The organism is Alcanivorax sp. NBRC 101098, assembly GCF_001010505.1.
Taxonomy (GTDB): Bacteria; Pseudomonadota; Gammaproteobacteria; order Pseudomonadales; family Alcanivoracaceae; genus Alcanivorax; species Alcanivorax borkumensis.
Window position 1 is genome coordinate 2421949 of sequence record NZ_AP014613.1, and the last position, 17086, is coordinate 2439034.

Annotated in this window: 16 protein-coding genes; 8 read left to right on the forward strand and 8 right to left on the reverse strand. The window is 52.8% G+C overall.

The genetic code is table 11. From position 1 onward, the window contains the following. Positions 1–27: 27 nt before the first annotated feature. Complete coding sequence (locus AS19_RS10930; RefSeq protein WP_046962077.1) at positions 28–1335, forward strand: hypothetical protein; 1308 nt, start codon at positions 28–30, stop codon at positions 1333–1335. 162 nt (positions 1336–1497) lie between these two features. Beyond that, positions 1498–2016 carry an outer membrane protein gene (locus AS19_RS10935; protein WP_011589418.1) on the forward strand — a complete coding sequence of 173 codons (519 nt, stop codon included), beginning with the start codon at positions 1498–1500 and terminating at the stop codon, positions 2014–2016. Positions 2017–2177: 161 nt separating this feature from the next. Here the strand turns inward: AS19_RS10935 and AS19_RS10940 are convergent, their stop codons facing one another. The 5 genes from AS19_RS10940 to AS19_RS10960 all read right to left on the reverse strand — a co-directional run bounded on the left by AS19_RS10940 (position 2178) and on the right by AS19_RS10960 (position 7834). Continuing rightward, complete coding sequence (locus AS19_RS10940; protein ID WP_011589419.1) at positions 2178–2651, reverse strand: universal stress protein; 474 nt, start codon at positions 2649–2651, stop codon at positions 2178–2180. Beyond that, entirely contained in the window at positions 2652–4049 is a 1398-nt protein-coding gene (locus AS19_RS10945) for a sodium/proline symporter (RefSeq protein WP_046962078.1), read from the reverse strand. It abuts the gene before it with no gap. Between the two features lie 444 nt (positions 4050–4493). Then, positions 4494–4832: a hypothetical protein gene (locus AS19_RS10950; protein WP_046962079.1), complete on the reverse strand. Its 339-nt coding sequence runs from the start codon at positions 4830–4832 to the stop codon at positions 4494–4496. Positions 4833–5787: 955 nt separating this feature from the next. After that, complete coding sequence (gene folE2, locus AS19_RS10955; RefSeq protein ID WP_231483361.1) at positions 5788–6747, reverse strand: GTP cyclohydrolase FolE2; 960 nt, start codon at positions 6745–6747, stop codon at positions 5788–5790. A 175-nt stretch (positions 6748–6922) separates the two neighbouring features. Then, complete coding sequence (locus AS19_RS10960; protein ID WP_231483362.1) at positions 6923–7834, reverse strand: tetratricopeptide repeat protein; 912 nt, start codon at positions 7832–7834, stop codon at positions 6923–6925. A gap of 194 nt (positions 7835–8028) precedes the next feature. Between AS19_RS10960 and dctP the strand changes: the two genes are divergently transcribed. Then, positions 8029–9051: a TRAP transporter substrate-binding protein DctP gene (gene dctP, locus AS19_RS10965; RefSeq protein WP_011589424.1), complete on the forward strand. Its 1023-nt coding sequence runs from the start codon at positions 8029–8031 to the stop codon at positions 9049–9051. Between the two features lie 107 nt (positions 9052–9158). On the opposite strand, the gene AS19_RS10970 is transcribed toward dctP, so the two are convergent. Both AS19_RS10970 and AS19_RS10975 read right to left on the reverse strand, forming a co-directional pair. Beyond that, positions 9159–10439 carry a TRAP transporter large permease gene (locus AS19_RS10970; protein WP_011589425.1) on the reverse strand — a complete coding sequence of 427 codons (1281 nt, stop codon included), beginning with the start codon at positions 10437–10439 and terminating at the stop codon, positions 9159–9161. A gap of 51 nt (positions 10440–10490) precedes the next feature. After that, positions 10491–11075 (reverse strand): TRAP transporter small permease, encoded by a 585-nt coding sequence (locus tag AS19_RS10975; protein WP_035458837.1) that lies wholly within the window; start codon positions 11073–11075, stop codon positions 10491–10493. 355 nt (positions 11076–11430) lie between these two features. On the opposite strand from AS19_RS10975, the gene AS19_RS10980 reads away from it, so the two are divergent. The 4 genes from AS19_RS10980 to AS19_RS10995 all read left to right on the forward strand — a co-directional run bounded on the left by AS19_RS10980 (position 11431) and on the right by AS19_RS10995 (position 14346). Continuing rightward, positions 11431–11967 carry a MarR family winged helix-turn-helix transcriptional regulator gene (locus AS19_RS10980; protein WP_035458838.1) on the forward strand — a complete coding sequence of 179 codons (537 nt, stop codon included), beginning with the start codon at positions 11431–11433 and terminating at the stop codon, positions 11965–11967. A gap of 4 nt (positions 11968–11971) precedes the next feature. Beyond that, a complete protein-coding gene (ectA, locus tag AS19_RS10985; RefSeq protein ID WP_011589428.1) occupies positions 11972–12514 on the forward strand; it encodes a diaminobutyrate acetyltransferase in 543 nt (180 codons plus the stop codon). 61 nt (positions 12515–12575) lie between these two features. Further along, a complete protein-coding gene (gene ectB, locus AS19_RS10990) occupies positions 12576–13880 on the forward strand; it encodes a diaminobutyrate--2-oxoglutarate transaminase (protein ID WP_035458840.1) in 1305 nt (434 codons plus the stop codon). 67 nt (positions 13881–13947) lie between these two features. Further along, on the forward strand, positions 13948–14346 hold the full coding sequence (locus AS19_RS10995; RefSeq protein WP_011589430.1) for an ectoine synthase: 399 nt from the start codon (positions 13948–13950) through the stop codon (positions 14344–14346). A gap of 93 nt (positions 14347–14439) precedes the next feature. Here the strand turns inward: AS19_RS10995 and AS19_RS11000 are convergent, their stop codons facing one another. Beyond that, positions 14440–15645, reverse strand: coding sequence for a DcaP family trimeric outer membrane transporter (locus AS19_RS11000; RefSeq protein ID WP_011589431.1), 1206 nt, complete (start codon positions 15643–15645; stop codon positions 14440–14442). A 592-nt stretch (positions 15646–16237) separates the two neighbouring features. On the opposite strand from AS19_RS11000, the gene AS19_RS11005 reads away from it, so the two are divergent. Continuing rightward, positions 16238–16888 carry a response regulator transcription factor gene (locus tag AS19_RS11005; protein ID WP_046962080.1) on the forward strand — a complete coding sequence of 217 codons (651 nt, stop codon included), beginning with the start codon at positions 16238–16240 and terminating at the stop codon, positions 16886–16888. The last annotated feature ends 198 nt before the right edge of the window (positions 16889–17086 follow it).

The window sequence follows — 17086 nt, forward strand, 5'->3', positions numbered from 1 at the left end:
CGCAACAATATGAATATGGAGAACCCCATGCAACGCATGATGAAAAACCTGAAACAGAACGCTGCACTGCCGCTGTCCCTGCTTGCCGCTCTTACCATGGTCGGCTGTAATGAAACGGGCTCCAGCTCACTGGGTAGCAGTGAAGATGAACACGAGCATGCAGAGAGTGATCACCCCGGCCGCTTAGTGATTGCCGCTGGTGATGACGGCTCTCAGCTCTACATGTATGACCTTGAGGCCAATGCCTTGCTGCCCGGCACCTTGACCCTGGATTATGATGCCAGCGCACTCTACACCAGCCCGGGCAAGCGTTTTGTTCTGGCGATACAGCGTGATAACGACCAGGTACAGGTCATCGATGGCGGCCTCTATTTGCATGACGACCACGTGGATGAAGTGATTCCCTCCTTCGCAGGAACGCTGACTGGCCCGGCACCAACCCACTTTCGGGTTCATGGTGAACAGGCCGCTCTGTTCTATGATGGCGATGCAGACAACGCTGTCATGGCCCAGATGGAGCTCCTCACCGATGAATCTTTGGAAACGGCCTCCAGCGAAGCCAGCCAAACGCTAACCAGCGCTCACCATGGCGTTGCAGAACCCCGTGGCGATGTGTTGCTCACCACCTTCCGCACCGCCGACGACGGCCTCCCGGAAACCGTTGACGTCTACCATCAGCACAACGATCACTATCACAAGGAAGACACCATCTCACTAACCTGCCCAGAGCTACATGGCGCAGGCTCAAACGAAGATTATTCTGTGTTTGGCTGCGACGACGGCATCCTGATCGTCCACCAGAACGGTGAGGAATTCACCGCAGAGCATGTGGATAACGCTACCCTAGGCCTTGCGGCTGGAGAGCGCATTAGCGGCTTCGACAGCCATCACGAACTGAGCCATTTCATAGGCTATGCCGGTGATCGAGTCTTCGTCATACATCCGGAAGATGGCGATGCTGAAGAACTGGATTGGACCGAAGGCGCCACCGTATCGCTAGAAAACCATAGCCTTGATCCCCACGCTGAGCACCTAGTGCTGCTGGATGATGCCGGTGACCTGCGCATCTTTGACACAACCGATTGGAGTGAACATGCGCACGTAGAAGATGCCATCGCGCCGGGCAATACTCATATGGTTGTGGCCGGTGAGCCCGCACATGTTTATCTTTCCGATAGCGGCAACCAATCTATCCTCGTGGTGCACCTGGAGGAAGGCAGCGTTGAAGAATCACTACCTTTGACCTTCCCGCCTGCGGCTCTTGCTTGGGCTGGCCTTGATACCGACCATGACGAAGAAGACCATGAGGACGAAGACGATGGTCATGACCATTAATCGTCGAAACGGCTAACCGCAGGCTACTTGCAGGGGATTTTCTTCACCTTTTGCAAGCAGCCCGCCGTTTCCTCCCAAGACAGCGCTGGTCGCCGTCGACCTCACTTTTCACTACAATCAGTCTATTATTGCGTCGAGACTTAATACCCTGTGGGAGAACCCATGAAAAAAGTACTGTTTGCCGCGGCTTTGACAATGCCCCTTGTCGCCAACGCCGGCGGTTTTGCTGGTATTGATATCATTAGCAGCAAAATTGAACCTGATAACACCACGTCTAGCGCCAAGCCCGAAGCGCTGCAATTCAAATTCGGCAGCTGGATCAACAAGGATGAGACCCTTGGTGGTGAAGTGCGTCTGGGCTTGGGCATTGATGAAGATGAACTGAGCAACAATGTTGACGTGGAAATCGACCGTTACTACGGCGCCTATTTCCGTGGCCAATTCCCCAACACCATGCCTGTGCGCCCCTACGGACTGATCGGTGTCACCTACATGGAAACCACCGAAAAGAGTGATTTGGGTGGTTCTGACGGAGAAAACTACAAAGACCTGTCACTGGGCCTCGGTGTAGATTTCACCATCACCAAGACCCTGTTCATCAACCTAGAGTATATGCGGCTCGTGGATCGCAGCGGTGACGAAATCACTCATGTGGGGCTGGGCCTGAACGGCCGATTCTGATTCCACCACAGCACTCACGCTGCACAAAAACGCCCACCATTATTTAGTGGGCGTTTTTTTGTAAGGCTCAAAAAAAAAACAGTTTGCCATGCGCTACACGTTAGGAGAGAGGAGCCTTAGCCCCATTCGCTCATCTGCTCATCCTCACAATCATTGCCCCATTATGAATAAGGCATGATCAACAGAGGCTGGCGAATGTGTCGGGCAACGTAATCTGCAACACTACCAACCAATAGCCGCTGCCAGTTTTTTTGTCGTCGTCGCTGAAGAATGACCAGATTCACCGCCTCACGATCGGCGACCTCGGTAATCACCTGACCGGTCTTACTACCCCGCGCCACCCGCGAGTCCACTTCATAGCCCATGGATTCCAGCTTTCGTGTGATATCCAGCATATGACGCTGCAACTCCACTTCTCGCGCAGCCACCTGCTGGCGTAACTGGCTCGGAGGGACCAAGCGTTTTCGAAACAGGGCGAGACTTTCCTCTGGGACCTCACACACCATCAGCACCAACAGGGACAAGGTGTCAGGGTCGATCAGGTCGGTGGCGGGATCCAGCTGATCAAGCGGCACCAAGGGGTCTACCGCATACAGCGCTTTGCGCTTGTCTTGCTCGGGATTGGACAGTGGCATTCACTCCTCCTTCCGATAGAAAGGCCGCATCACGGCATAAACCCCAAAAGACACCACCAGGGCCGGCAACAATTCATACAGGGATTCAGAATAACCAAGCGCCTGCCAGGTAATCAGTGTAGTGAAACCCGCAAGCATCATCACCAACGCCGTGGTCCGAGTCAGGCGGGCATTCATCACCCGCAGCACAATCACCGGCCCCAAGGTGCCCCCCAGAGACGACCACGCGAACACTACCAGCGTAAACACATTAGCCGGCGCGGCCAGCGCCACCACCAGCACCACTAAGGTAATGCCCAAGGTCGCTATTTTGGTTCGGACATAGGATTGCCCGAACCGGGGAATCAAATCCTGGCTGATCGCCGCTGAGCAGGACAGTAACATGGAATCCGCCGTGGACAAGGTGGCGGCAAAAATGGCCGCCAGCACCATGCCGGCCAGCACATCAGGCAGATAAGCCTGAGCCATGGTGGGCAGTGTCAGCTCTGGATCAGACAGCTCTCCTGTGAGTAGTACGCGGGCGTAGAGACTGATGGTCACGGTCAGAAGCGCAAAGGGCAGGTACCAGGCAAAGTACACCTTGCGGGCCGCCGGGACGTCGTCCGGGCTGCGTAACGCAATGGTACGCACTAAAATATGCGGCTGACCAATAGCGCCAATGCCCGCCGCCACCCAGCCCAGTACAAAAGCACCGGTGCCAAAGGCCAAGTTATCCGGGGTCCAATCCAGCAGGGCCGGGTTAATGTTGCGCAGCTCATCGACCAGCGTCCACGGAAAACCCACGTTGATCATGGCAACAATGCACAACAGTACCATGCCAAACAACATCACAAACGACTGGGCTACATCAGTCCAAATAGACGCCCGTAAACCACCGGCAAAGGAATACAGCACCACCACGACCGCACCCAATACCGCACCCAGCCAAATTGGCCAGTCAAACATAACATGCAACGCCTTGCTTCCCGCCTTGAGCTGCGCAGCCGCATAAACCGACAGGAATATTAGGGTCAGCAGTGCAGACAAAATACGCAGGGGGCTGGAAGCCAACTCAGGGTTCTGGGAGGTGAGAGCGGGGATGGTATTGACCGGATGGGTTTCCGAATACTCTCGCAGGCGACGATGGAACCCTCGCCAAACAAACCAGTCCCCCACTAACCAGCCTAGCGCCACCCAGAAGGCCGACACACCGGCTACCCAGGTATAGCCAACCAGGCCGATAAACATGTACCCGGAGTTATTGGTGGCCACGGAAGACAGCCCGATGATCCACGCCGGGGTGTTATACCCCGCTGTCAGATAATCGTTAACGTCCTCATGTTTTTTCCGGATCGAGGAAATGCCGATAATCAGAAATAACGCCAGCACGCACAGAAAGCTGATCGCGGTGACACCCATACGCTAAACCGAACTCAGTTGAATTTACGATCCAGCATACACCCGTCTCACACCGCGGGGGCTGCCCCATATCAATTTATTAGCGACAGTCTAGTCGGGCTGTAAAAATTACACTGACGACAAATCTACGTCGGGAGGGCCGCCTCGAAAAGGCGCCCAGACATTTCGCATCAATAATCTTTCAATCTTCTACCTAAGCCCTTTTGTAACAGACCGTCTTGCTGCGAAGCATTTTCATAGTAATCTAGAGCACGGTGTAGCCATTGACAAAACTTTATAGGTTTTAGCGCTGTTACTAAAAATCGACCCCATGACAGAGAGCTATCCATTTCCCAAACAGACTCCACGCCCACATCAGCCGGAAAGGCGGTCAACCGTGACACACAATTTGAATGTCCTCTTTATAAAATGTTCAGAGGATAATAAACATCCTGACACGCCCAGTTAACCTGCATTAAAACAGCTTTTTACTTCTTCTAGAGTGGTCGCATAGCGAACGCAGAGCTCAACCTCTTCATATTCAGACTCCCTATTTTTATACCTATTAAGCAATTTATTATATTTATCAATAATATCGTCATGCTCATGAGCAAGCTCTTTGCAATCATCCAACAAATCATCATACTCATCGCCTAGATCTTCGTATTCTGATTTACATACGAAACCATCATAACCACAGGTACGGGAATCAAAACAAACAGCATCACGGCTTACACATTTCGCATCAGAAGGACATGCACTATCCCCATAATTTAAGCAAGCAGCTTTTTTCCATACGGACATGAGAAACTACTGCCATAAGCATGTGCCGAAAAAAAGATAAAAACAGCACTCAGTAACACCTGTCCGGCCACAAAGTTGATCTTCCCCATTATTGATTCACCCCACCGTGATTCCTCGCCTTAATGACGAAACCTCATCTCATTTAAGAGAATGCCTTGCCAAAATACCTCAGGATCAGATTATAGCATTACCAAAATACCTGCCCTGTAAAACGGAAGGCTATTTTTGGGTGTCAATACAAAAGTGGGAGGGAGGCATTCATTCATATTCATAACACTCGTAGCATGCGCGGCTTTGGATTAGAGGCGCAGTAATAAAATGCTAAAGCTGTCGCCATATCTACGGTTGTGAATTTTTTCTTAGATTGCACTCTGTTGAATTCCGTTACCAATCTTGGCCCGTTCCCGTGCTTTGACGACTCGCCACGCTCAAACATCCGCACATCAAGAGCACGTTGCGTTCGACCTTGTAAAATAAAGCCTCGGCGTTCCCACCGCATAATACGAAGTGACTACCTGCATTGGCCCATCACCAATATACCTGCAAAGATCACCATGCTGCCCCCAAGATAGCGTGACCTTTTGATCTTTTTTAAAAGCGAATGAGAGCTTAAGGTCTGAGTCGAAATAAACGATAACGACGGTATCAGTGGATGAGCGAAATCCGGTTGACAATACAATGCACTGGGGAGAGGAGGAGAACACCTCTCATCTGAACACTTAAATCAGCGAATTATTCTCTGAGTTACCCGGAAGGGTACCTTCCCAGAAAATAGCGATATCTCAAAAGGTTCGCATTTTCTGAAAGGCCTTATTCTACAAGAAGCCCCCCCCTTCGAGTAAGCTCGGCCGCAGAATAAGTCAGGTAAACACAAAAAAAGCCCCCCTTCCAACAGGGGAAGGGGGGCTTTTTTTGTGTGCTGCATGCACCGCGTATTGCCAACCGCCTTTCTCAATCAAGGAATGGGTAGGTAACCACCCTCCACTTCCTTGGTCACAATGGCGACCGCATTATGGGCGTGAAGGCTTTCCAGGTGATTCACACGCAACCAGAAATCCTTGTAACACGACTGCGGGTTCAGCGCGGTCTTCAAGCGGCGGGCCGCATCTTCACAGAACATCAGGTTCTGGCCGTTCAACAGCGCGAACTCCTGCTCGTCCACCCGCTTCACCGCAGTCTGCACCGGCGTCTTCAGAGCACCTTCAATAGAATCAATCAATGCGGTGATAGGAAAGGCATCACCAACATTGTGATCAAGCAAAACACGCACTTGCGCAATTGAACGCTGGCTGTGAGGAGTAGCAAGAATACCCTCTTCCGTGCCAAGCCATTCTAATACCGCATCGGTGTCCACTTTACTTTCTTCAAAATCTTTCCGAAATTGCTCCTGAATCAACTGTCGAGACAGGGCTGCCGAACAAGGGCAGGTAGAGGAATACGGCACTTCCACCGATAACTCAATGCGCATGCCATCTTCACACAGGGTGCCTTTAATACTGACCGGGTAACTTTTCCAACCGGAATAGCTGCTCTTCAAGGCTGCGCGGCGCATGGAATACTCAAAGTCGAGCTGTACAAAACCGCGTGTGCTGAGGCCCTCATGGGTCTGCAAAAAATTACGCAGTAGTTGCTCAATGGAGCCCGCACTGACCGAATGGTCACCAAAGGTCTCTTCCAGCATCAGGAACAGACGCGACATGTGAATGCCTTTGGCATCCGCATTGGCCAAATTCACATAGGCCTGAATAGAAGTGCTCACCGGACGTTCGCCAGCCAAGGTATCGCTGACGCGAGCAGGCAAGTGGATCTCACTCATACCCACCCAATCTAGGGTGGTGTGAATATGATCCACCATGGAGTTAGACGCCACATCCGGCATCTGTTTGGTGCTACCGGCACCGTTGTCACGAGTCATGGGATTCTCCATAGGGGCACTGAAAACAGCCAAGGTAAGGCTGCCCAGGTGAACGAAACGGTAATCTGTTCGTCATCGCCCGCTCATACAAGGGGGGCAAGTCTAGCAGAAACTGATCAGCAAATTGACCATTTCCAGGCGCAGGTTTCGCTATCAACATGACAGAAAGGGACTATCAGACAGATAAGCCCGCATCTTCGTCACTTCTGACTAGTTCTTGGAAGCGCGGTAGCTCGCGCAAAGGCTCGAACATTTCTTCGCTACGAGCATGCCGGCGCAGGGTTTCCGAGGTTTGAATGGCCGCAGCCAAGTCGGTCAAGGCATTCTCTATTTCCCCCAGCCCAGACCAAGCACAAGCCCGTTGGTAGAGAGCATGTGGATTCTCTTCATCCACTTCTAATACCCGATCACACAAACTCAACGCCCAGCGCTGCTCACCCAACTCTAGGGCAGCATCTGCTTTCCAGGCTAGCGCCTCCGGGTCGTCCGGGCGCAACTCCAAGATGCGATCATAGAGTTCAATCTTGGCCTGGGCACTAGGCTCTTTGGTGGCCTTGAGCCACAGGCTATGAATATCATTGGTGCGCTCGATTTCTTCCTGGTTCTCGGCAATAGACAGGGATTTTTTGCGCAGCTCGCGCTCCAGATCTGCCAGCCGGGATTCATATTCGCTGGTCAGCCGAGCCATTTCTTTTTCCGCGTACACCCGCACGTTATCTTTCAGATCACGAATAGTGGACCAACCCACCAGAGCAAGGATCGAGGCAGCGCCGGCAATGAGGTAAAAGAAATAAGTAACCGTATTGGTGGCATAGCCCATGGCCTTATCTGCCACGCCCAACTCACGGTCAGTCACAAGCAGATTCATCTGGTTGCGATATTCCATCATGTCCTGGCGCAAGATGCGTAATTCACTGAGAATCCAGTTTTCCCGGAACTGAGAAATCACGGGGCCCTTCTCGATCTCGCTCTGCGCCTCTGGTCTCGGTTCTTGTACGGGCACATTGGCATCTTGCTCCGCCCATACACTGGCGGCCAGCGCCAACAGCACGCTTAATACACCGGTACGCAAAATTTGTCTGATCAATGCCTTGCCCCTCTCCATCACTTTTTGCCTGTGCTTATTCGCCAAGGGAACCCGCTCAGGCTGAACACGCTGTAAACATTGCCTATGGTCGCATCATGCCTGCTGAGGTGCCAGCCTTGCCGGCTGCTCCCTTGACAGCCCCGCCCCGATGCAATGTAGTGACTGGCACCCACAAGCAATATCAAGGTAAAGGCATGCGACTTAATCGATTTATATGCGCCGCTACTTTTGGCTTTCTTGCCGCCACAACCACCACCGTCAACGCCGACACTTGGCGTTTTGGCCTAGAAGAAATTGAAGGCAGTGTTCAGCATAGTTACGCCGAACGCTTCAAAGCCCTAGTGGAAGAAAAAAGTGAAGGTGAGATTGACGTTCAACTGCTCCCCTACGGCAAATGGGGCTCCAGCTATTCCGCTCTGTACGACGCAATTCAGGGTGGAGCCATTCAACTCGGCTTCGGCTCCGGCGCCCTGGGTGGCACGGTACCGGAAAGCCAACTGCTCAACCTGAACTATATTATGCCCAGCGATCAGTGGGTAACCGCTCAAGGCCTGAACAGCGACACCTTTCTGAAGAGCAAGGCGTGGCAGGAGTCGTTCCGCAAACGCAGCTTGGTGCCACTGGCCGAACTACCAGAGGGTTATCAGGTATGGACCAGCAACAAAGCGGTGAAAACACCGGATGACATCGAGAACCTCGGCATCCGAGTGATGGACAACAGCCTACTGCGTGCCACCTATAAAGCCTATGGCGCCTCGCCCACATCCATTGCTTACGGCGAGCTGTATAGCGCTCTGCAACAAGGGCAGGCAGAAGGTAATATTCAACCAGTGTTTGCCCACGAGGAGATGGCCTTCTACGAAGTGCAGGACTACATGATCTTCGCGCAGCAGTCCCAGTTCGTGGCCACCCTGATCGGTAATGCCGATTGGTACGATGGCCTGTCTGCAGAACAACAGAAAATGATCAACGGCATCACCAAGACCTTGGTGCGCGAAGGTCATGATATCCAGAGCCGGTACAATGAAGAGCGACTGGAAACCATCAAGAGCAAAAGCGACATCAATATCATTGAGCTCACCGAAGCCCAACGCAACGCTTTCCGCGAGAAAGCCAAGCCGGTGCGCCAGGTATATATTGATGAAGTGGGCGCCCGCGGTGAGCAATCATTGGGGGCCCTGCTGTCCGCCTTTGATAAGGCGGCTAAAGGAGAGTAACTTTTCCTTGCGCAGCTGCTGACCAAAATGCCCGGCCCAATAGCCGGGCTTTTTGGTGCCACTCTGCGGCCGCAGTCGCATCACAACACGCCAAGCGACCGCATTGATTAGCCTCCCAAGGCCGGCAACCACAATGACAACTGCGGGAACAGAATAAGGATAAAGGTGGCGATCAGCAGCATGAAGATAAACGGTGGCGTGCCCCGAATCACCTCCAGATAAGGGCGACGAAATACCGCGATGGCGGTAAAGATATCGCAACCAAACGGCGGCGTAGCCGAACCAATGGCCGCCTGCAGGGTAACAATAACCCCCACGTGAATAGGATCAAGATTGGCGGACTCGATCAGCGGCTTGAAGATCGGCACCAGAATCAAGATCACCACGATCGGATCCACGAACATGCAACCAATGAAGAACGCCACGGCGATCAATGCCAATGCCGCCACTTGGTTCTGGCCAATGGATTCAATGGCCGGCCCCAATAGCTTCTCGGGAATGCCGGCGGTGCCCAAGGTATGCGAAAACGCAGCGCCAATGGCCACCAGAATGAATACCACTGCGGTAATCATCCCTGATGATAACGCCAAACCACCCAGATCCTTGACACTGACCTTGCGGAAAATCACCACTTCCAGCAGCAAGGCATACGCCACGGCAATGGCCGACGCTTCGACCGCACTGAACCAACCACCATAAATCCCGCCAACGACTAGAATCGGGAAGCCCAGAGGCAGGATAGCCCCGCGCATCGCCTTCAATCGATCCCCCCAGGAAGCCCGTTCTTCCGGCTCAATACCTTTAACTCTAGCGCCAATCCAGCAATACACAGAGAACATTAACAGCACCAACAAGCCGGGCAGAATACCGGCCAGGAACAGGTCACCGATAGAGGTTTTCATCACCACGCCATACACAATAAAGCCGATGCTGGGCGGGATCAGCAGAGCGATATCGCTGGCGTTAATAATCAGCGCCAACGCGAAACTATCAGAATAACCCTTGGCCAACAGCCGCGGGCGCATAGGCCCGCCCATAGCGACAACGGTGGCCTGGGTAGAACCGGACACCGCACCGAACACGGCACAGGAGGCCGCAGTGGTAATCGGCAAGCCGCCGCGCAAATGCCGAGTGAAGGCATCCACCAGATCCAGCAACCGGTTGGCGGTATGCCCCTTGGTGAGAATATCCGCCGCAAAAATAAACATGGGAACCGCTGCCAGCACCCAGCTACCAACCCCATTGACCATCCAGGTCACCGCTTGGTCCGGGCCAAAAAAGGTCAGTCCGGTGAACATCATGAACAATGTCCCCACCGCCAGCGGTACCATCATGGGATAACCCATCATCAGCAATACCAGCATGATCACAGCCAGAATGATTAACACAGTGGCAACCCCCTCATTCAGCAGTACTCACAGCAAAAGCCTGGCCATGCATTAGCGCTGGCCGTCCTGATCATCCACCCTGCCCGCGGCCAGCGGCACAGCCTCGTAAGTTTCTTTTTCGTTGAACGACCGCCAGATACCCGGCGACACCGCATTACGGGCGAACGTCAGCATGTACTGGATCCCCGCCATGCCAAAGCCCGCCGGCAACGACAGATAGACTAGCCACATGGGCACCTGCAATGAGGCACTCACTCGGCCACGCTCCTGAATATCAAAAACATATTGGCCCGACTTCCACGCGAAATAGAACATCAGCGCTGCCGTGCCCAAACAGATAATCATCTGCAGACTTTTGCGGCTCTTACCATTGAGCTGCTCATAGATGGCGGACATTCGAATATGGCGGGCGTGGCGAGCGGCATACCCCAACCCCACGAACGTCAGCACCACAATCAGCATTTTCACCACCTCGTAGGTGCCGGGTATGCCTTCATCAAATAAGGCCTGCCCGACCACATGGACGCTCATCAATAGCGCCATGACCAAAATGCAGCCTGCGATAATGACACGCTCGATGACACCCAGAGTGCGGTCCAACCAGGAAAGTGCGAGAAGAAAGGAATCAATCATCATGACAAAGCCTATAACACGACGACGGAATAGCTCCCGCATACGGGAACTTGGGCAGAGCTTTGGCAACCAAAACACTGGCGTCTGTGCTGACAGACTGCCCTGATGCAAGGCTCCCCGTAAAGGCCTTCCCTGCAAGTAAAAGAGAAAAACGACCGAACATAGCACCGTCACCAATCGGTATTTATTTTGACATCTAAATGTTTTATCTCTAAGATAGCCTCCCACTTATCGCAAGGGATTATTCGTCATTGTCCGGCTTTGATGGAGGTGTAAACCTTTACATCTCAAAGGTGATTACAGACAAACCATGTCTCATTACGGTCACATTACTTTGTTATCAAGAGAGTTTTCGGCAATGGCCAGACACGAAGACGTGCTAATCGCATTACGACAAATTATTCGCGCCACGGACCTTTACTCTCGCAAACTGAGCAAAGTTTCCGGGCTCACGTCGCCCCAGCTTCTGATCATGCAAGCAATTTCGGCGCACGGCGAGATGACCATGGGTGACTTGGCTAACGAAGTTTCACTGAGTCAAGCCACCGTCACCACCATTCTCGACCGCCTGGAAAAGCGGGAGCTGCTGGGCCGCAAACGCGGCGAACAAGACAAGCGTCGCGTGTATGCCCACCTAACTTCCGCCGGCCTAGATATCATCAAAAAGGCCCCCACACCGCTTCAGGACGAATTCATTGAACGCTTTGACCGCCTTGAAGATTGGGAGCAATCTTTAATTCTAAGCTCCCTACAGCGCGTAGCCGCAATGATGAACGCTGGCGACATTGATGCCTCCCCTGTGCTGGACTTGGGAGCCATTGATCGCGCGCAGCCTGCGGTAGATATGAATGTCCGCCGGAACGCAAACTCTTTCTCCAAAACGGACCAAAAGTGAAACCATGCCTGCAAACGAAGCGAACAACACAGATACATCAACCACGAAATCGGATGACATAACCTTTCGCAAGCCCGAAAGCCAGGATGGCAGCCGAGTTCACAAACTGATTAGCGAGTGTAAGCCGTTGGACGAAAACTCCGTCTACTGCAACTTGCTTCAGTGCACCCACTTTGCTGATACCTCAGTGGCGGCAGAAATGGATGGCGATTTGGTCGGCTTCATTTCCGGCTACATCCCCCCCAAACAGCAGAACGTATTATTTGTCTGGCAGGTGGCGGTACATGAGAAAGCCCGGGGCAAGGGCCTAGCCAAGCGTATGCTGGCCGAACTGATTGCACGTGAAGAAAGTGCCGACGTTCAGTTTATCGAGACCACCATCACCCCCGACAACGAAGCCTCTTGGGGCATGTTCCGCAGCTTCGCCTACCAGCGCAGCATGCCAACGGAAGAATTCATTCTGTTCGACTCGCGCATCCACTTTGCCGGCGAGCATAACGACGAATACCTGCTACGTATCGGCCCGTTCAATCGCGACGACGCGTAAACGCAGCCCGAACCAGCAACCCGAATTCAAGCGAGGACCAGGAATCATGAATACAGGAACCATGGATACAGACATTTTTGAAAGCCACGAATCGGAAGTAATGAGTTATGCCCGTAGCTTCCCTGTGGTATTCGACCAGGCTAAAGGCAGTTATCTGTACGACGAAAACGGCAAGGAGTACATCGACTTCTTGGCCGGCGCAGGCACCCTGAACTACGGTCATAACAACCCCGTTCTGAAAGAAAAGCTGATGGAATACATTCAGCGCGACGGCATCGTTCACGGCCTGGACATGCACACTGCCGCCAAGCGGGAATTCATGGATACCTTCTATGAAACGATTCTAAAACCTCGTGACATGGATCACGTGATGCAATTCACCGGCCCCACCGGCACCAACGCGGTGGAAGCGGCATTGAAAATTGCCCGTAACATCAAGGGTCGCGAGAACATCATCAGCTTCACCAACGGCTTCCACGGCGTAAGCTTGGGCGCTTTGGCTGCCACCGGTAACAGCCACCACCGCGGCGTAGCGGGCGTCACCATGGGCGGCGTTACCCCCATGCCCTATGACGGTTACCTAGGCGATGCCTTCGACACCACCGAGTACTTGGACAAAGTATTAGGCGACTCCTCCAGCGGTGTTGACCACCCTGCCGCTGTTATCGTCGAAACCGTTCAGGGCGAAGGCGGCATCAACGCGGCCAGCTTCGACTGGTTGCGCAACCTGGAAAAAGTCTGCCGCAAGCACGACATGCTGCTGATTCTGGATGATATCCAGGCTGGCTGTGGTCGTACCGGCTCTTTCTTCAGCTTTGATGATATCGGCATCAGCCCGGACATCATCACCCTGTCCAAATCCTTGAGCGGCTATGGCCTGCCCTTCGCCATGGTACTGATGAAGCCGGAACTAGATCTGTGGAAACCAGGTGAGCACAACGGTACCTTCCGTGGCCACAACTTGGCCTTCGTCACTGCCGCAGCAGCGCTGAACCACTACTGGCGCGACGACAAGTTCGCCAAGGAAGTGCAGAAGAAAGCGGACATCATTACCGACCATTTCCGCGAAATCGCTAACAGTTACGACAGCCATTGGTTCTATCTCAATGGCCGCGGCATGATGCAAGGCCTGGTGGCTCGCGATGGCGAAGTCGCTGGCGAAATCACCAAAGCCTGCTTCAAACGCCAGTTGGTGATTGAGACATCCGGTGCCGATGACCAGGTTATTAAAACCCTGTGCCCACTGACGATTAGCGAAGAAGATTTGGTTCGCGCACTTGAGATTGTTAAAGAGAGCGTGGACGAAGTGATGACCGACCGCATCAAACGCGGTGAAGCACACTCAGTCGCCAGCATCACGGCCTAAGCGGTTCCCGCTCCCCTCAACAGGGGAGCGTTATTCCTTCCTCAATTTTTTAGCTCAGGAGTTATCCATGATCGTTCGCACTCTGGCTGAAGCCGAAAAGTCTGATCGCTGTGTTAAAGCCGAAAATGGCAACTGGCAGTCTGTTCGCCTGTCACTGAAAGAAGACAAGATGGGCCACTCTTTCAACATCACCACCATCTTTAAAGGCACCAAAACCCACATTAAATACGCCAACCACTGGGAATCTGTATACGTGATTTCCGGGAGCGGCAAGATCGAAACCCTGGACGACGGCAAAGTCTACGACCTGACCCCAGGCACGATCTACCTGCTCAACGAACACGACGAGCATTATCTTTACGGTGGCGAAAACGAAGATATGGTTGTCGCCTGTGCCTTCACCCCGCCGCTGAGCGGCAAGGAAGTGCACGATGAAAACGGTGTGTACCCGGCGGATGTGGATTAAGAAAACCCCTCACACGCTGTACGCAACGTACTTGCATGCAAAACGGGACGCTTCGGTGTCCCGTTTTTGCATGCTCGCGTATAACGACCCTTTCTAGAAGGCATATTTGGCGGTGAACTGCACCCGTTTAAGGTTACCGTCATCACCATTCTCAAGTTCCCGACTGCCATAGATCAGTTCAGCACCAAGAGTCAGAGGTTCTGCCACCTGCCAGATCAGATTGGCATGGGCACTGTGGATGGTTTTACTGGTGGTTGCTGCCACCGTATCCGGGTTATCCGCCTCACTTACAGAAACTGCGAAATTGGAACGCCAGCGATCACTCCAATGATGACGCAAAGCCAACACACCACTCCACTGATCAATCAACTCAATACTGCCATCCGCTTCGATTTGCCCTGAGCGGAACGCATTGAGCGTGGTATAACGCCCTAGAGCATTACCGTAGTGCGCCTGGAAACGAATATCGTCCATAGCACCCAGCATGACACGGCCGGCAACAGACAAGCCGTAACCATATTCATCCTCATCATAAGGCGTGCCACCAACGTCATCTTCATATTTCAACTGCCTTCCCATTGCCGACAGACTCACATTGCCCCAACCTCCGGTCAGGTTATAGCGAGCAACGATATCTGGAACATTGTTGTCATCATATTCGCTAGGGTTGCTATCACCTCCGTATAAGGTCGTAGAGGGGTTTTCAAAAGCCAGCATCACCGGCCCCGAGGTATAGCGTATCTGTGGTTGTCGTTCAAAAACGGTGCCCGCAGCACCGACAAAATCCAACGTTTCTGGCAGCGCACTTACGTTGAAAAAGGTGGACCATGTTTGTCCGAATAGCCAATTCCCCCAAGCCAGATAGGCATGGCGAATACGGGGCGAATAGCTGTTACTGATGCGCTCATCCCCTTGGCCGGTGGTCTGAAAATCAATTTCGATATACCCCTGGACCGCACCAGCAGAAGTCATCGTTTCACTCTTCAGCCAGAAGCGACTTTGCTTGGCGATAAAGTCCAGCTCTTCCGAACTGCCACCGCCACCAACGGGAATGGTTGAGGGCACCATAAAATCACGACCGGTAGAGCCTTTAGCCAGATCGCCATCGCTGTATTTACTCATCATGGTATCTGCTTTGATAAAGCCACCAAAATCGATTTGGGTATTTCCACTCTTGATACCATCCATGCGTTCTTCCAGCACAACGATACGCTCCTCCAGCGTGGTATCCGCACCGGCTCCCCCCGCTTGCGCCAACACCAAGGCACCGCACAGGTACGTGGCTTTTCTTGCTATCATGGCCCTGTCCTCTTATTGTCTTCAGCACGTCAATGTCTCTTCCTGACAGCTTGCTGAGCGCTTTCCTGACACACCATTAGCCATAGGTCGTACGCCTGTGCGCACACGCCGAAAACGCCCCCTCCTCTCCTTTTCGAAAATAAGACCAAAGTCTAATTCAGTCATGCCTCCTCTTTTCGCAGACTCAGAGTAGGCTTGGGCTTTATTTATTTTCTGTGAATACTCTTTTCAGTAAGGAAGACCTGTGGGCGGAAACTTCGCATTCAGATAAAAAACATTGCACTGCTGTGATAAGCGGACTCTCCAGACCAGTAGCACCGAAAACCACTTATCAGCAACGCCATCAACAAGTGGGGGCAGCCCAGTGAACACGTTCAGCGTCAAGGCAGAAGAATGGGCAAGCGGATACGGGTTTATATGCTTAGGATTCCCGAACAGGAGACCGCGCCTACTGGATCACATGCTAGGTGAGCGATGATCAAACATGGCCATTTTCTATTTGTCTTTCTCTGACGCTGCACGCCCTAAACAGCTTCTTTTTTCACGCCATTTTCTTTTGGGTTCTGCGCATCAACATGCTTAAATCAGAATCATGACAACCATACTGATTGCAGATGACCACCCTCTCTTCCGTGCGGCCTTGAAACAGGCTGTAGACACCAGTTTTTCCGGTGCCGCCATCCACGAAGCGGACTCGCTGGCTACCCTGGAAGAGCTCGGCCAGCAAGGGATTCCTTTTGACGTCATACTTCTAGATCTGCATATGCCCGGCACCCATGGCTTTTCCGGCCTGGTGTACCTGCGCGAGCAATACAAAAAAGTCCCCCTAGTAGTCATTTCCGCCACCGAAGACGTGGACGTGATACAGCGGGCTATTCACTTTGGTGCCGACGGTTTTATTCCCAAATCCGCCTCCGTGGATACCATGACCGAGGCCATGCGCAAAATCATGGATGGTGAACGCTGGTTACCGGAAAAAGCGCGCCGGGCCATGCCTCCCACCTTGCCTGATCACTCAGCCATGAGTGATCGGATTACCAGCCTGACACCGCAACAATTCCGTGTCATGGGCATGCTGATGGAAGGAATGCAAAACAAGGTTATCGCTTACGAACTGGATGTGTCAGAAGCCACGGTAAAAGCACACATGACCGCTATTTTTCGCAAGCTGGGCGTTCGTAATCGCACCCAGGCAGTGCTCGCATTGAAAGATCTAGCCATTGAACCGCCCGGGCTGAACTAACGGGTAAACGTTGCAGAGATGTGCATGCTAGAGGCGCAGTCACTAACGACCAGGTGCAAGATAAAATCAAACACAGCTCACCACCGTTGACACAAGAAAAAAGGGGGGAGGGGTTGTCTCACGTGGGTTCTAGAAGAAAATTATTTGCGTCGCTCACCGTCAGCTCGTACGCCCGATTCGCCCCCAAAACACTGCTCC